The sequence below is a fragment of the Brachybacterium subflavum genome, assembly GCF_009299795.1.
GTDB lineage: Bacteria > Actinomycetota > Actinomycetes > Actinomycetales > Dermabacteraceae > Brachybacterium > Brachybacterium subflavum.
Map to the genome: position 1 here is coordinate 426,901 of NZ_VIGP01000004.1, position 14,460 is coordinate 441,360.

14 protein-coding genes are annotated in these 14,460 nt (G+C 73.3%); 1 reads left to right on the plus strand and 13 read right to left on the minus strand.

Features of this window, described 5'->3' with window-relative positions; translation table 11 throughout:
* Positions 1 to 6: 6 nt before the first annotated feature.
* The 9 genes from FHG10_RS12170 to rpsB form a co-directional block, all read right to left on the minus strand.
* Positions 7 to 855: a GNAT family N-acetyltransferase gene (locus FHG10_RS12170; protein WP_152353593.1), complete on the minus strand. Its 849-nt coding sequence runs from the start codon at positions 853 to 855 to the stop codon at positions 7 to 9.
* A gap of 13 nt (positions 856 to 868) precedes the next feature.
* Positions 869 to 2,209, minus strand: a complete 1,341-nt coding sequence (locus tag FHG10_RS12175; RefSeq protein WP_152353594.1) for a M50 family metallopeptidase — start codon at positions 2,207 to 2,209, stop codon at positions 869 to 871.
* A 76-nt stretch (positions 2,210 to 2,285) separates the two neighbouring features.
* Positions 2,286 to 2,834 (minus strand): DivIVA domain-containing protein, encoded by a 549-nt coding sequence (locus FHG10_RS12180; RefSeq protein ID WP_152353595.1) that lies wholly within the window; start codon positions 2,832 to 2,834, stop codon positions 2,286 to 2,288.
* 92 nt (positions 2,835 to 2,926) lie between these two features.
* Positions 2,927 to 4,273 carry a 23S rRNA (adenine(2503)-C(2))-methyltransferase RlmN gene (gene rlmN, locus FHG10_RS12185; RefSeq protein WP_152353596.1) on the minus strand — a complete coding sequence of 449 codons (1,347 nt, stop codon included), beginning with the start codon at positions 4,271 to 4,273 and terminating at the stop codon, positions 2,927 to 2,929.
* On the minus strand, positions 4,270 to 5,178 hold the full coding sequence (locus tag FHG10_RS12190; RefSeq protein WP_227488217.1) for a phosphatidate cytidylyltransferase: 909 nt from the start codon (positions 5,176 to 5,178) through the stop codon (positions 4,270 to 4,272). The genes rlmN and FHG10_RS12190 overlap by 4 nt, the downstream gene beginning before the upstream one ends.
* 38 nt (positions 5,179 to 5,216) lie before the next feature.
* Positions 5,217 to 5,783: a ribosome recycling factor gene (gene frr / locus FHG10_RS12195; protein ID WP_152353597.1), complete on the minus strand. Its 567-nt coding sequence runs from the start codon at positions 5,781 to 5,783 to the stop codon at positions 5,217 to 5,219.
* 176 nt (positions 5,784 to 5,959) lie between these two features.
* Positions 5,960 to 6,718: a UMP kinase gene (gene pyrH, locus FHG10_RS12200; RefSeq protein ID WP_152353598.1), complete on the minus strand. Its 759-nt coding sequence runs from the start codon at positions 6,716 to 6,718 to the stop codon at positions 5,960 to 5,962.
* Between the two features lie 193 nt (positions 6,719 to 6,911).
* A complete protein-coding gene (tsf, locus tag FHG10_RS12205; protein ID WP_152353599.1) occupies positions 6,912 to 7,736 on the minus strand; it encodes a translation elongation factor Ts in 825 nt (274 codons plus the stop codon).
* Positions 7,737 to 7,835: 99 nt separating this feature from the next.
* On the minus strand, positions 7,836 to 8,858 hold the full coding sequence (gene rpsB / locus FHG10_RS12210) for a 30S ribosomal protein S2 (protein ID WP_152353600.1): 1,023 nt from the start codon (positions 8,856 to 8,858) through the stop codon (positions 7,836 to 7,838).
* A 551-nt stretch (positions 8,859 to 9,409) separates the two neighbouring features.
* Between rpsB and FHG10_RS12215 the strand changes: the two genes are divergently transcribed.
* Complete coding sequence (locus FHG10_RS12215; protein ID WP_227488218.1) at positions 9,410 to 10,018, plus strand: murein hydrolase activator EnvC family protein; 609 nt, start codon at positions 9,410 to 9,412, stop codon at positions 10,016 to 10,018.
* 11 nt (positions 10,019 to 10,029) lie between these two features.
* On the opposite strand, the gene FHG10_RS12220 is transcribed toward FHG10_RS12215, so the two are convergent.
* From FHG10_RS12220 to FHG10_RS12235, 4 genes are all read right to left on the minus strand, one after another.
* Complete coding sequence (locus FHG10_RS12220) at positions 10,030 to 11,109, minus strand: tyrosine recombinase XerC (RefSeq protein ID WP_152353601.1); 1,080 nt, start codon at positions 11,107 to 11,109, stop codon at positions 10,030 to 10,032.
* A gap of 80 nt (positions 11,110 to 11,189) precedes the next feature.
* Complete coding sequence (gene dprA, locus FHG10_RS12225; protein WP_152353602.1) at positions 11,190 to 12,467, minus strand: DNA-processing protein DprA; 1,278 nt, start codon at positions 12,465 to 12,467, stop codon at positions 11,190 to 11,192.
* The gene (locus FHG10_RS12230) at positions 12,467 to 14,032 is read right to left on the minus strand and encodes a YifB family Mg chelatase-like AAA ATPase (protein WP_152353603.1); all 1,566 of its coding nucleotides are present in this window, start codon (positions 14,030 to 14,032) and stop codon (positions 12,467 to 12,469) included. The genes dprA and FHG10_RS12230 overlap by 1 nt, the downstream gene beginning before the upstream one ends.
* Complete coding sequence (locus FHG10_RS12235; protein ID WP_152353604.1) at positions 14,029 to 14,436, minus strand: YraN family protein; 408 nt, start codon at positions 14,434 to 14,436, stop codon at positions 14,029 to 14,031. Before FHG10_RS12235 ends, FHG10_RS12230 begins: the two co-directional genes overlap by 4 nt.
* Positions 14,437 to 14,460: the final 24 nt, after the last annotated feature.

Here is a 14,460-nt window from a genome sequence, read left to right on the forward strand (position 1 = left end):
GCGCACTCAGAAGAGGATCGTCGTGAGCTCGCCGCGCTGGGTGAAGCCCGCGGCGGCGTATGCGCGGCGCGCGGGCTCGTTGAAGTCGTTGACGTAGAGGGAGACCCGCGGGGCGTGGTCCCGGGCGACCAGGCCGACGAGGTCGTGCATGGCGGACCGGCCCACCCCCTCCCCGCGGCGCTCGGGGTCCACCCAGACGCCGTGGATCTGGGCGACGGGCCCCAGCACCGCGCCCACGTCGGCCTTGAACAGCACCCGCCCGTCGCGCACGACCACGTACGTGCGGCCCAGGGCGATGAGGTCGCGCACGCGCGCCCGGTAGCCGCGACCGCCGTCATGGGCGAGCGGGTCGGTGCCGACCTCCTCGCGGAACATCGAGACCGCGGCGGGGAAGACGATGCCCTCCTCGCCGCGCACCGCCTGGCGCAGACCCGAGGGCAGCAGGGGCCGGGACGGCGCCGCGGTCGCCTCGAGCAGCGGCTGGGACCAGCGCTGCTCGCGGATCTGCCGCCCCCAGACGGGGGCCAGCTGCGCCCACAGCGACGTGACCGCCGAGCGCTCCCCGACGATCGAGCTGCAGCGGCGGGGACGCGCGGCGAGATGCTCGGCGAACAGACCGATCGCGCGGGGGCTCGCGCTCACCGGCGACACGTTCACGCCGTGCCAGAGGAGGCCGTCGGTGCGCCGCTCCTCCCCCGCGATGCTGAACTCCTGACCGATGCTCAGGCTGTGGCGGAGGTCGACGAGCCGCGCGCCCGGCAGGGCGTTGACCAGGGGGTCCGTGAGGACGTGGTCGATCGCGCCCTGCACGCCGATGGGCCTCAGGGCTCGCAGCCGAGGACCGCGGGAGAACATGGATCCGAGCCTCTCACGGGAACAGGGTGATGGGGTCCACGATGTCCGCATACAGCAGCATGACGGTCATCCCGAGGAAGAGCAGCGCGACCACGTTGGTCAGCGGCAGCAGCCGCGACATGTCCACCGGGCCCGGGTCGGGCCGTCCGCGCCAGCGCGCGATCCGCCGTCGGATCCCTTCGACGAGGGCGCCGGCGACGTGACCGCCGTCCAGGGGCATGAGCGGGATCAGGTTGAACACGAACAGGGCCATGTTCAGCGAGGCGAGCATCGAGATCAGCGTGGAGATCTTCGCCGTGAGGTCGAAGCGGGGCTGGTCGGCGCTCGCGACCTCCCCCGCGAGCCTGCTCACGCCGACCACGCCGATGGGACCGTCGGGATCCCGCTCTCCGTCGCCGAAGGCGGCCTTCCCGACGTCGATCAGCCGCATGGGCAGCGTGACGACGATCCGGGCGGTCCCCTCGAACGTCTGCAGGACCATGCCCGGCACCTCGAGCGGCGACTGCCGGCGCAGCTCCTGGCCGGGGCCGACGCCCAGGAAGCCGACCTCCTCGGTCACCACGTCCCCGTGCGCGTCGGTCTTCGCGCTGCCGTCGTCGGCGATCACGGGGCGCTCGTCGAGGATCGGTGTCGCGTGCAGGGTGACCCTCTCCCCGTCGCGCTCGACGACCACGTCGATCTCGCGGTCGCCGGCGCCGCGCACGGCGCTCGTGACGTCGGCCCACTGATCGATCGCGTGCCCGTCGATCTCCAGCAGCCGGTCCCCGGGCTCGATCCCCGCGGCGAGGGCGGGGGCCTCGGGATGCCCCGTGCAGGAGGTGCCCTCGGGGGCGTCGGCCGGGAGCACGCAGCGGGAGACGGTCTCGACGGTCGTCGAGGACGCCGGCAGCCCGATCCCGCACACGAGCACACCGAGCAGCACCGCGCTGATCAAGAGGTTCATCGTCGGCCCGCCGAGCATGACGACGAGCTTGCGCGGCACGGCGAGCGCGGAGAACGTGCGATGGGACTCGGCCGGGTCGTACTGCTCGGCCTCCCACTCGCGGGCGTCCTGCGCCATCTGCTGGAACAGGCCCGTGGAGTCCTCGCGGATCGTCCCCGGGGCGTCGTCGCGGCGCGGCGGATACATGCCGATCATGCGGATGTACCCGCCCAGGGGGAACGCCTTGATGCCGTACTCGGTCTCGCCGCGGCGGCGGGCGAGGACCGTCGGTCCGAAGCCGATCATGTACTGGGTGACGCGCACCCCGAACGCCTTGGCGGGAATCAGGTGCCCCAGCTCGTGCAGGGCGATGGAGACCGCGATGCCCAGGGCGACGGCCAGGACCCCGAGCGCGTACAGGAGGACGGTCATGGGCGGGGGCGCCCGCTCGCGGCGGGTCCGATCCGGAGGTCCCCGGATGCGGCCGACGGGGTCCGGACGGGCGGGATCACGGCACGGAGGCCATGAGGTCGGCGACGTGGTCGAGGTACACGTCGACCACGGCCTCCTGGTAGCCGTCCTCGCCCTTGCGGCGGCGGAAGGCCGCGCGGCGCACGTCGTCCACGCTCATCGGCAGGCCCTCGGTGAAGTAGGCGATGAGCTGGTCGCACAGGGCGTCGACGTCGGTGCGGTCGTAGGAGCGCTCACCATGGGCGGCCGGGGCGAACCGCTCCCCGGCGGGACGCTCGAGGCGGTCCTTGAGGGTCTCGGCGCGCTCGGTGAGGCGGGAGATCCACTGCTCCTCCCCCTGGGCGGCGATGGCGTCGTCGCGCTGCTGGAGGGCGAAGGCGTCCGAGAGCCGGTCCAGGGCCTCGTCGACGGTGCGCATGTCGTAGCCGCCGCGGACGGTGCCGAAGCTCGCCGAGGTGACGTCGGCGCTGTCGAAGCCGGAGCCGCCGTGCTCGTAGGCGGTGCGGGCGCGCGCGAGGAAGTCGTCCACCTCATGCGGGTCGTAGCCGACGCTGAAGCGGGAGACGCGCTCGAACGATGTGCTCACGGGGCAGTTCCTTCCGGGGGTCGATGCCGCGCCCTCACTGTACCGAGCGGGCGGGGCGGGGGGCTGGTGCCGCGCCGGGCGGGTCCCGGCGCTCAGCCGACGGTCTCGGGCGCGTCCTCGAGCAGGTTCCCCTCGTCGTCCTCGGGACGGGAGGCGATGGCCTCGACGCGGGCGACGCGCGCCTCGCGGTCGGCGCGATGGGTGTCGGACTCGATGACGGTCGCCGCGAGCTGGCCGCACGCTCCGTCGATGTCGGAGCCGCGCGTGTCGCGGATCGTGGTGCGGATGCCGTTGTCCCGCAGGGTCTCCACGAAGCGCTTCTCCACCATCGGGTCCGAGGCGGTCCACTTCGAGCCCTTGACGGGGTTCAGGGGGATCGGGTTCACGTGCACCCAGTGCCGCCCGCCCTTGTCGATCAGGCGGTCGGCGAGCAGCTGGGCACGATGCTCCTGGTCGTTGATGTCGCGGATCAGCGCGTACTCGATGCTCACGCGACGGCCGGTGGCCTCGAAGTACTCGTGGGCGGCGCTGAGGATCTCGTCGACGTCGAAGCGGGTGTTGATCGGGACGAGCTCGTCGCGCAGGGCGTCGTCCGGGGCATGCAGGGAGACCGCGAGCGTCACCGGGATCTCCTCCTTGACGAGCTTGCGCACCGCGGGAGCGAGGCCCACGGTCGAGACGGTGATGTTGCGGGCGCTCATCCCGAAGCCCTCGGGGGCCGCGGCGTTCAGACGCTTGCAGACGGTCGCGACCGGCCGGTAGTTCGCCAGCGGCTCGCCCATGCCCATGAACACGATGTTGCTCACGCGCCCGGTCCCGCCGGGGACGTCGCCCGCGGCGAGCTTCCCGTTGGCGATCCGCACCTGCTCGAGGATCTCGGCGGTCGAGAGGTTGCGGCTCAGCCCCATCTGCCCGGTGGCGCAGAACGGGCAGTTCATGCCGCAGCCGGCCTCCGAGGAGATGCACAGGGTGGTGCGGCCCGTGTAGCGCATGAGCACGGACTCCACGAGGGAGCCGTCGAACAGCCGCCAGAGCATCTTCTGGGTGGCGCCGTTGTCGGCGCTCTGCATCGAGACGAGCGTGAGCAGCTGCGGGAAGAATCGTGCGACGAGCTCCTCGCGGCGGTCCTTGGGCAGGTCCGTCATCGCCTCGGGGTCGACGGTCGCGTGCTCGAAGTAGTGCACGGACAGCTGCTTGGCGCGGAAGCTGGGCAGGCCCATCTCCTCGACGGCCGCGATGCGCTCGTCCATCGTGAGGTCCGCGAGGTGGGCCGGCGGCTTGCCGCGCCGGGTGGGGCGCAGCTGCAGCTGGCCGGGGGCGAGGGCGATCTTCTCGCCCGGGACCGCCTCGCGGGAGAGGTCGGGCAGGCTCGGTCCGTCGGCCGACGGGGCCGCGCGGCGGGCGCCGGGCGCGGAGGGGTCGGGAAGGTCGTGCGTCATACCAGCACCTCCAGGAGGATGAATGTGGCGGGGGCCGCCAGCAGGATCGAGTCGATGCGATCCAGGACGCCCCCGTGGCCGGGCAGCATGTGCCCCATGTCCTTGATGCCGAGGTCCCTCTTGAGCAGGGATTCGGCGAGGTCGCCGCAGGTCGAGATGATCACCAGCACCGGGCCGATGACCAGGCCGGTCCACCAGGGCGCCGTGTCCGCCAGGAGCAGGAAGACGACGGCCGCGGCGGTGCCCAGCACGAGGGATCCGAAGAATCCCTCCCAGCTCTTCTTGGGGCTGATCGACGGGGCCATCGGATGTCGGCCCATCAGCACCCCGGCGATGAACCCGCCGGTGTCGTTGGCGACGGGCACGAGGAACGCGAGCAGCACGAGGAGGGCACCGTCGGGCCGGTCGAAGAGCAGCAGCGAGAAGCAGCCCAGGAAGGGCACCCAGGCGATCGTGAACACGCCCGCGGCGACGTCGCGCAGCGCGACGGTGCCCATCGACTCGGTGACCCGCCAGAGGATCAGCACGCACACGGCCAGCGCCGTCGCGACCACCAGTCCGTCCAGGCGGAAGACCTCGGTGGTGACGACCATGCCGATCACGCCCACCAGCACGGGCATCACGGGCACGCGCATGCCCCCGGCGGAGAGCGCGCGGGTCAGCTCGAGGACGGCGAGGACCAGCGCGAGCGCGATGAAGGCGGGGAAGACGACGGGGACGACGAACAGGCACACCAGCAGCACGCCCACCAGGCCGATGCCGACGGGGATCGCCGCGCGCAGGTCACGGCCGGGTCCGCGCCGCTTCGCCGCCGGGGCGCCGGGATCGGACTCGGCGCCGAGCGCACCCGGCACCACCCCGTCCGGCAGGGACGGGGCGGTGCGATCGGGTGCTGCGGGGACCACGGCGCGGACGAGCGGGACGGTCGAGGGAGCGCGAGCGCTCAGACCGTGGCCAGCTCGGTCTCCTTGGCCGCGAGCGCCTCGTCGACCTGTTCGATGAACTTCTTGGTGAGCGCCTCCAGGTCCTTCTCGGCGCGCGAGCCCTCGTCCTCGCCGACCTCCTTGTCCTTGACCAGCTTCTCGATGGCCTTCTTCGCGGTGCCGCGGCTGGCGCGCACGGCCACGCGGCCGTCCTCCGCCTTGGACTTCGCCTGCTTGATGTAGTCCTTGCGGCGCTCCTCGGTGAGGGCCGGCAGGACGATGCGCAGGTTGTCGCCGTTGTTCGTGGGGTTCACGCCCAGGTCGGAGGCGCGCAGAGCGCTCTCGACCGCGCCCGTGGAGGACTTGTCGTAGGGGGTGACGATGACCGTGCGGGCCTCGGGGAACTGCAGCGAGGCGAGCTGGTTCAGCGGGGTCGGGGCGCCGTAGTACTCCACGGTGATGCCCTGGAACATGGCGGCGTTCGCACGACCGGTGCGGATCGTGGAGAACTCCTCCTTGGTGACCTCGATCGTCTTGGTCATCTTGCTCTCGGCGTCCTTCAGGATGCCGGGGATGTCATCGCTCACGTCGCGCTCCTCGCTGCTCTTCTCGTGGCTCAGGTCGTGGTGGCTCCGGCTTCGTGCGCCGGCGCCGCTGTCCATTCTCCCCCATCGCTCCCCCTCGTGCGCGTCCGGCGGCGGCCGGGAGGCATGCGAAGGGGCGTGAGGGCCGGGTCGGACGGCGTCCGACCCGGCTCGCGGGCTCACCCGCCGGTGACGAGGGTGCCGATGCGGTCGCCCACCATGGCCCGGGTGATGCTGCCGGGGGCGTCCAGGCCGAAGACCATCATCTGCTGGGCATTGTCCATGCAGAGGCTGAAGGCGGTGGCGTCCACGACCTTGAGGCCGCGCTGCAGGGCGTCGCCGTAGGTGATGTGCTCGATCTTCTCCGCGGTCGGATCCTTGTGCGGGTCGGCGGTGTAGACGCCGTCCACGCCGTTCTTGGCCATCAGGACCTCCTGGCAGCCGATCTCCAGGGCGCGCTGCACGGCGACCGTGTCGGTCGAGAAGTACGGCATCCCGGCGCCCGCGCCGAAGATGACCACGCGGCCCTTCTCGAGGTGGCGCACGGCGCGCAGCGGCAGGTAGGGCTCGGCGACCTGGCCCATCGCGATGGCCGTCTGCACGCGCGTGGAGACGCCCTTCTGCTCGAGGAAGTCCTGGAGGGCGAGGCTGTTCATGACGGTGCCGAGCATGCCCATGTAGTCGGCGCGGCGGCGGTCCATGCCGCGCTGGGAGAGCTCGGCGCCGCGGAAGAAGTTGCCCCCGCCCACGACGACGGCGCACTCGACGCCCTGCGCGACGCCCTCGGCGATCTCGCCGGCGATGCGGGAGACCACATCGGGGTCCACGCCCACGGTGCCGCCGCCGAAGGCTTCGCCCGACAGCTTGAGGAGGACGCGGCGACCGCCCTCCTTCTTCGGGAGAACCGGGATCTGGGAGGTGACGGACGCCTGGGTCATGGAAGGTCCTTCCGGTCGAGGTCTCGGGCGATGATACCGGCGCGCGGGGCGGCGGACCCCATGGATCGGCACGGACGTGATGACGTCCGCACCCGCGACGGCGGAGGGCCCCGCATCCGTGGCGGATGCGGGGCCCTCCGGTGATCGGGCGCGGCGCGGGCGCGGGGCCCGGGCGCTCGTCAGATGCGCGGGATCAGTTGCCGACGCGGAAGCGGACGAAGCCCGTTAGGGTGCCGCCGGCGCCCTCGAGGACCTTCCCCACGGTCTGCTTGGGATCCTTGGCGAACGCCTGGTCGAGCAGGACGTTCTCCTTGAAGTAGCCGTTGAGGCGCCCCTCGATGATCTTCGGGATGGCCTTCTCGGGCTTGTTCTCGTTCTTCGCCGTCTCCTCGGCGATGCGGCGCTCGTCGGCGACGATCTCCGCGGGCACCTCGTCGCGCGTGAGGTACGCGGGCGAGTAGGCGGCGATGTGCATCGCCACGTCGCGCGCGACCTCGGCGCCGGCCTCGTCGGTGGCGACGAGCACGCCGACCTGCGGGGGCAGGTCCTTGTTGGTGCGGTGCATGTACGAGGTGACGACCTCGCCCTTCACCCGGCCGATGCGGCGCACGACGATCTTCTCGCCCATGGTCGCTGCGGCGCTGGTGAGGGCCTCGCCGAAGGAGGTCTCGGCGAGCTGCTCGGGGTCGGCCGCGCCGGACTCGACGGCCGCGGCCACGGCCTCGTCGCCGAGGGCGACGAACTTGTCGTTCTTGGCGACGAAGTCGGTCTCGGAGTTGAGCTCCACGAGGGTGCCCTCCTGACCGCCGTCGGCGTCGCGGATGTCCGCGGCGATGAGGCCCTCGGAGGCGCTGCGGCCCTCGCGCTTGGCGATGCCCTTGAGGCCCTTCACGCGGATCAGCTCGACGGCCTTGGCCTTGTCGCCCTCGGCCTCGTCGAGAGCCTTCTTGACGTCGAGCATCCCGGCGCCGGTGGACTCCCGGATCTCCTTGATGTCAGCAGCCGTGTAGTTCGCCATGTGTTCCTTCTTCCTGGTGGGAGAGGTCGTGCGGGGAGGTGGGGAGGAGCCCCCGGGCGGGGTGCGCCGCGAGGGGCGCACCCCGCCCGGGGAGCGCGCTCACTCGGAGGGCTCGGTCTGGACCTCGGTCTCGCCGGCGGACGCCTTGGCGTCCTCCTCGGCACCGAGGACCTCGGAGGCCTCGACGTCGGAGGCGTCGGCGGTGGGGACCTCGGGGGTCTCCTCGACGGCCTTCTCCTCGGCCGCAGCGGCCTTCTGCTCCTCGAGGTTCTTCTCGGCACCGGCGACGCCCTCGGCCTCGGCGGTGACGGACTCCTCGGCGGGAGCGCCGTCCTGCTGGACCTCGGACTGCTTGAGCAGCTCCTGCTCCCACTCGGCGAGCGGCTCCGCGTCGACCGCGGAGACGTTCTTCTCGCCCTTCTCGGACTTCGCGTGGCGGTCCTGGAGGCCCGCGGCGACGGCGTCGGCCACGACGCGGGTCAGCAGGGCGACGGAGCGGATCGCGTCGTCGTTGCCCGGGATCGGGTAGGTGATCTCGTCGGGGTCGCAGTTGGTGTCGAGGATCGCGACGACCGGGATGCTGAGCTTCTGGGCCTCGTCGACGGCGAGGTGCTCCTTGTTGGTGTCCACGATCCAGACGGCGCTCGGGGTGCGGCCCATGTCGCGGATGCCGCCCAGGGTCTTCTCGAGCTTGTCCTTCTCGCGGCGCATCATCAGCAGCTCCTTCTTGGTGCGGCCGGAGGAGGCCACATCGTCGAAGTCGATCTGCTCGAGCTCCTTGAGGCGGTTCACGCGCTGCGAGACCGTCTGCAGGTTGGTGAGCATGCCGCCGAGCCAGCGCTGGTTCACGTAGGGCATGCCCACGCGGGTGGCCTGCTCGCGGATGGACTCCTGCGCCTGCTTCTTCGTGCCGACGAACAGGATGGTGCCGCCGTGGGCGACGGTCGCGCGGACGAACTCGTACGCCTTGTCGATGTAGGTGAGCGTCTGCATCAGGTCGACGATGTAGATGCCGTTGCGCTCGGCGAACACGAAGCGCTTCACCTTCGGGTTCCAGCGACGGGTCTGGTGTCCGAAGTGGACGCCGCTCTCGAGGAGCTGGCGCATGGTGACGACTGCCATGGTCTGTCTCTTCCCGGCCCTGGGCTCGCGCGGCGCACCGTGGCGGCGTCCGCGGTCCTCGCGCAGGACCTGCATTCTCGGTTCTCCCCTGCCGCCGGACGGCGCAGGGCCTGGTGCCCGGCCCCCCGACCTCCCCGGATCCCTCCCCCGCCGAGAGGCGGGGACGCGGATCGCGAGGACCGACGACCGGAGGGACCATGCGGGCACGCGAAGTCGCCCGGACATGCCGGACGCTGTCGTCAGTCTAGCCGACCGCGGTGCCCGCAGGCACCCTCCGGGGAGCGCCGTGCATCACGCGCGGCGCGGCGTTCACCCCGCCGATCCTCCCCATGCCCCGGTTGTCCACCGCCGGGCCCCGGAGACCGACGGGAGGGCGCGCGCGGCGCGAGGATCCGGGCATGGATCCTCACCCGGCGCACCGCCCCCGTCCCGTCCGGCCGACCCGATGCGCGCGCACCGCGCGTCCCGTGCGCACCGCGCTCCCCGCGCTCCGCCCGCCTCCCGTGCACCGGCCCGGCGGCCCTCAGGGCGCCCACGCCCCACGCGGTGCGATGCGGCTCCTGGTCGCGCTGATGGGCATGATGCTGGTCGCCGCGCTGCAGATGACGGTGCCCGCGCACGGCGATCCCGGGGCCGCCATGGACCCTGCGGGAGGCGACGGAGCCGGCACGGACGCTTCGGTGCAGGCGCGATGGGAGTGGCCGATGGCGTCCCCGCACCGGATCATCGCGCCGTTCGTCGCGCCCGAGCACCGCTATGGGCCGGGCCACCGGGGCGTGGACATCCTCGCGAGCGGCGCCGAGGTGCGAGCCGTCGAGGACGGGACGGTCCGCTTCGCCGGTTCCGTGGCCGGTCGGGGCGTGGTCTCGATCCTGCATGCCGACGGGCTGCTGTCGACCTACGAGCCGGTGACGGCGGACGTGCGGGCGGGCGATCGGGTGCGCGCCGGCCAGGTGATCGGAGAGTTGGAGGAGGGCAGGCCCGGCGCGGGCGAGGGCGCGAGCCACTGCACGCAGGCGTGCCTGCATCTCGGGGCTCGACGCGGTGGCGACGACTACGTGGATCCCGAGCCGCTGCTCCGTGGGGCGGAGCCGAGCGTCCTGCTGCCTCTGGAGGCGGTGGGGACTGCGCTCGCGCTGCTCGGCCGGCACGCGGGCTGAGGGCCGGCGGATCAGGCGCGCGGGTGCGCCTGGTCCAGGGTGCTGCGCAGGCGCTCGGCGCTGACGTGGGTGTAGATCTGGGTGGTGCCCAGCGAGGAGTGGCCCAGGAAGTCCTGGACGCTGCGCAGGTCCGCGCCACCCTCCACGAGGTGCGTGGCGGCGGTGTGGCGCAGCGTGTGCGGGCTGATGTGACGGTGGATCCCCGCCTCCTGGGCGTGGCGGTCCACGAGGGTGCGCACCGCGCGGTCGCCCAGGCGCCCGCCGCGGGACCCGAGGAACAGCGCCTCGCCCGAGCGCGTGGAGGCGAGCACGGGGCGGCCCGCGCTGGTCCACTCCTCGATCGCGCGGATCGCGGGCAGGCCGACGGGCACGATGCGCTCCTTGGAGCCCTTGCCGAGGACGCGGACGGTGCGCTCCGTGTGGTCGATCGCGCGCAGGTCGAGGGCGACGAGCTCGGAGACGCGGAGACCCGAGGAGTAGAGCAGCTCGAGCACGGCCGCGTCGCGCAGGCGCAGCGCCGCCTCGATCACGCGCCGGGAGTCGTCGGCGCCCTGTCCATCGTGGCTCATCCCGTCCGGGCTCTGTTTGCCCGTGCCCCGCCTTCTCGACGTCTCCTCGTCCTCCGTGCCGGGCGCACCGCGCGGCGGGCGGGGCGCGGCGGTCCCGTGCTCGGCCGCTTCGAGCAGCTCCTCGGTCTGGTCCTGGCTGAGCACGGCGGGCAGATGGCGGCCCCGCTTGGGGGCCCTGAGCCGCCCGCCGATGTCCTGCGGGATCCGTCCGGTGCGCGCGAGCCACGTGGTGAAGGTGCGGGCGGCCGCCGCCGACCGGGCGAGGGACGAGGACGCGAGGCCCGCCTCGGCGCGGGACCCGAGCCAGGAGCGCAGGGCCGTCACGTCGAGATCCGCGAGCTCGATGCGCTCGACCTCGTGCAGATGCTCGAGCAGGCTGCGGGCCTCGCGGGAGTAGGCGGCGACCGTGTGCTCGGAGCGTCCGCGCTCGAAGCGCAGGTGCTCGGCGAAGGCGTCGAGCACGGCATCGTCGTCCTCGGCGCGCACCGCTCCCCCGTCGCGTGCGGTGCTCCCGGTGGCCATGGGCCCAGTGTGGCACCGCGCCGCCGACGGGACCGGGCGGCGCGCCCCCGCGACGGCGCGCGGCAGAGGCGCAGCATCGCTCAGCGCCTGCCCACCTTCTGCCCGGTGATGCTCACGTGCCCGAGGGCCTCGAGCCTCCCGAGGGCCGCCATCACCTCGCTCTCGCGGCGGCCGACCTCGCTCGCGAGCCGGTCGATCGTGATCCGCGAGCGCGGCGGCACGGCGTCCAGCACGCGCCGGTCGGCGGGGTCGAGGAAGTCCAGCTCGTCCTGCTGGGCGAACGAGGAGTCACCGGCCGGGGCGGCGCCCGGCAGCAGCTCGCGGATCTCCTGCGCCTCGGTGACCAGGATGGCCTGTCCGTCGCGCACGAGCCGATGGCAGCCCGCGGAGGCGGCCGAGGTGATCGGCCCGGGCACCGCACCGACGAGGCGCGGCGGCACGAGCGTCCCGGCATGCCGCGCGGTGGACAGCGCGCCGGAGCGCCAGGCCGCCTCGACGACCACCACGACGCGGGCGAGCGCCGCGATCAGCCGGTTGCGGGCCAGGAACCGCCAGCGCGTCGGGGCCGTCCCGGGCGGAGCCTCGGTCAGCAGCACATGGCGTTCCCGGATCGCGCGCAGCAGCTGGTCGTTCCCCCGCGGGTACAGCCGGTCGAGGCCCCCGGCGAGGACGGCAAGCGTGGGTCCGCCGGCGGCGAGCGCCCCGCGATGCGCCGCGGCGTCGATGCCGTAGGCACCGCCCGAGAGCACCGTCGATCCCTCTGCGGCGAGCTGCGCGGCCATCGACGAGGCGCAGTCCTCTCCGTACGGGGTCGAGGCGCGCGAGCCGACCATCGCGATCGCCCGGTCGTCGGCGAGCTGCGCCGGATCCCCGGGGCCGTGCGCCCACAGGCAGAACGGGGCAGCGGGCCCGAGATCATCGAGGCCCGCGGGCCATTGGTCGTCACCGGGCACGATCACGCGCACGCCCAGGCCGGCGGCCCGGTCCAGGGCGGCCTGCGCATCGATCCTCCGGTCGCGCTCCCTCCAGCGCGAGAGCGCGGCCGCGGCGGCGACGCGGCGATCGGTGCGCTGGGCACGGGGCGCGCTGGGATCGTGGACCGGCAGGACCCGCAGGGCGTGCTCGACCGCGTCGAGATCCCCGCGCGCGAGGATCTCCAGCCCCTCGCTCACGCCGTGGACCGTGCAGGTCGAGTGCGCGGCGTCGTCGGAGGGCTCCGCCAGCAGTGACCAGGTGATCCGGGCCATGCGATCCGCCCGCGACGATGCATCCGCCGCGTCGGAGTCGTCCGCCGCGACGCGTGCGTCCGGCTGCCCGCGCCCTTCGTGCGCGGAGTCCCGCGGGCTCGCTGCGCTCATCACAGGTCCTTCCCGCGCAGGGTGAGCGCGAGGCCCACATGATCGGTGTCGGGGCGCGCGCTGCCCTCGAGGTCGGCGAGGGTCCAGGCCACGCGCAGCACGCGGTCGTGGCCGCGCAGGGTCAGGCGGCCGTGGGAGAGGGCGCGCTGGAGCATGGCCGCGGCGCGGCCGTCGGCGCTGTAGGCGCGTCGCAGCTCGGGGCCCGGGATCTGGGAGTTCAGGTGCCAGGGCTCGTCGGCGAAGCGCGCCGCCTGGCACTGGCGGGCGCGGGCGACGCGCCGGGCGATCTCCGCGCTGGACTCGGAGGCGCCGGCGTCGCGTCGCATCGGGTCGACCGGTCCCACATCCACGCGCATGTCGATCCGGTCCAGCACCGGACCGGAGATCTTCTTCAGATAGCTGCGGCGCTGCATGGGAGTGCACGTGCAGCGCGTGCCCTTCCCCCAGGACAGCCCGCAGGGGCACGGGTTGGCGGCGAGCACGAGCTGGAAGCGCGCGGGGTAGCGGGTGACGCTCAGCGAGCGGTGCAGGGTGATGTCGCCGGTCTCGAGGGGCTCGCGCAGCGCCTCGAGCACGCGGGAGTTGAACTCGGGCGCCTCGTCGAGGAAGAGCACGCCGGCGTGGGCGCGGGAGACCGCGCCGGGGCGGGCGATGCCGCTGCCGCCGCCGATCACGCTCGGCGCGCTCGCGGTGTGGTGCGGGCTCTCGAAGGGCGCGGTGCGGATCAGGCCGCCTCCGGCGTCGAAGGTGCGGTCCAGGGAGCGGATCGCGCTGAGGGCGATCGCGTCCTCGTCCTCGAGGGCTGGCAGGATCCCGGAGATCCGGGAGGCGATCATCGTCTTCCCCGTGCCCGGAGGTCCCTGCAGCATCAGGTGGTGCCCGCCGGCGGCGGCGACCTCGGCGGCACGGCGCGCCTGGGCCTGACCGATGACGTCGGCGAAGTCGAGCCCGGGGCGGCGCGCGCCGGCGTCCGCCTCGGGTGCGGGCGCTCTGCGCGGCGTGAGGACCTTCTGGGCGGGACGGTTCAGGGGCGCCCGGCACCCGTGGTGGCGCATGACCTGGCCCAGGTCCGCCGCGGAGAACACCTCGATGCCCTCCACGAGCCGCGCCTCGCGCGCGTTCCCCTCGGGGACCACGGCGCGGCGCACACCCGCCGCGTGCGCGGCGATCAGCGCGGGCAGCACGCCGGGGACCGGGCGCAGCGTCGCGTCCAGACCGAGCTCGCCGAGGTGGACGACGTCCGCCACCGCCTCCGGGTCCAGCGTGCCCTGGGCGGCGAGGATCGCGACGGCGATCCCGAGGTCGAACCCCGAGCCCACCTTGTGGATGAAAGCGGGGCTCAGGTTCACCGTGATCCTGCGCTGGGCGAGCGGGGTGCCGATGGCCCCCGCCGCGGCACGCACGCGCTCACGCGCCTGCAGGGTGGTCGAGTCGGGGAGGCCGACCAGGGAGAACGCGGGCAGCCCGGTGGCGACGTCGGCCTCGACCTCCACGAGGGTCCCGGTGACGCCGCGCAGCCCGACGGCGCCCGTCCTCGCGCCCCGGCACGTGGTCCCGGCGCTCATGACACGGACCGCAGGTGCTCGATCTCGCAGCCGCCCGCGCCGAGCACGTGCACGGCGACCACGTCGATCCGCACCTCGTGGTGCCGCGGGGCGTGCTCCATGAGGTACGCGCCGGCGAGCGCGCGCAGACGTCGCACCTTGAGCGGGGTGACGGCGGCCTGCGGGACGCCGGTGACCAGGGTGCGGCGCGTCTTGACCTCGACGAACACGAGTGTGGTGCCCTCGAGGGCGACGATGTCGATCTCGCCGGCGCGGAAGCGGACGTTGCGCTCCACGATCTGCCAGCCGGCCTCGGCGAGGTGGTCGGCGACGACCTGCTCGCCGATCGTCCCGAGCTCGAGGGCGCTGAGCCTGGCCAGCGGGACGGCAGTGGGGAACGGGATGGGTGCGGGTCGACGTGTCATGCCCTCACCCTGGCGCTCGCGCCT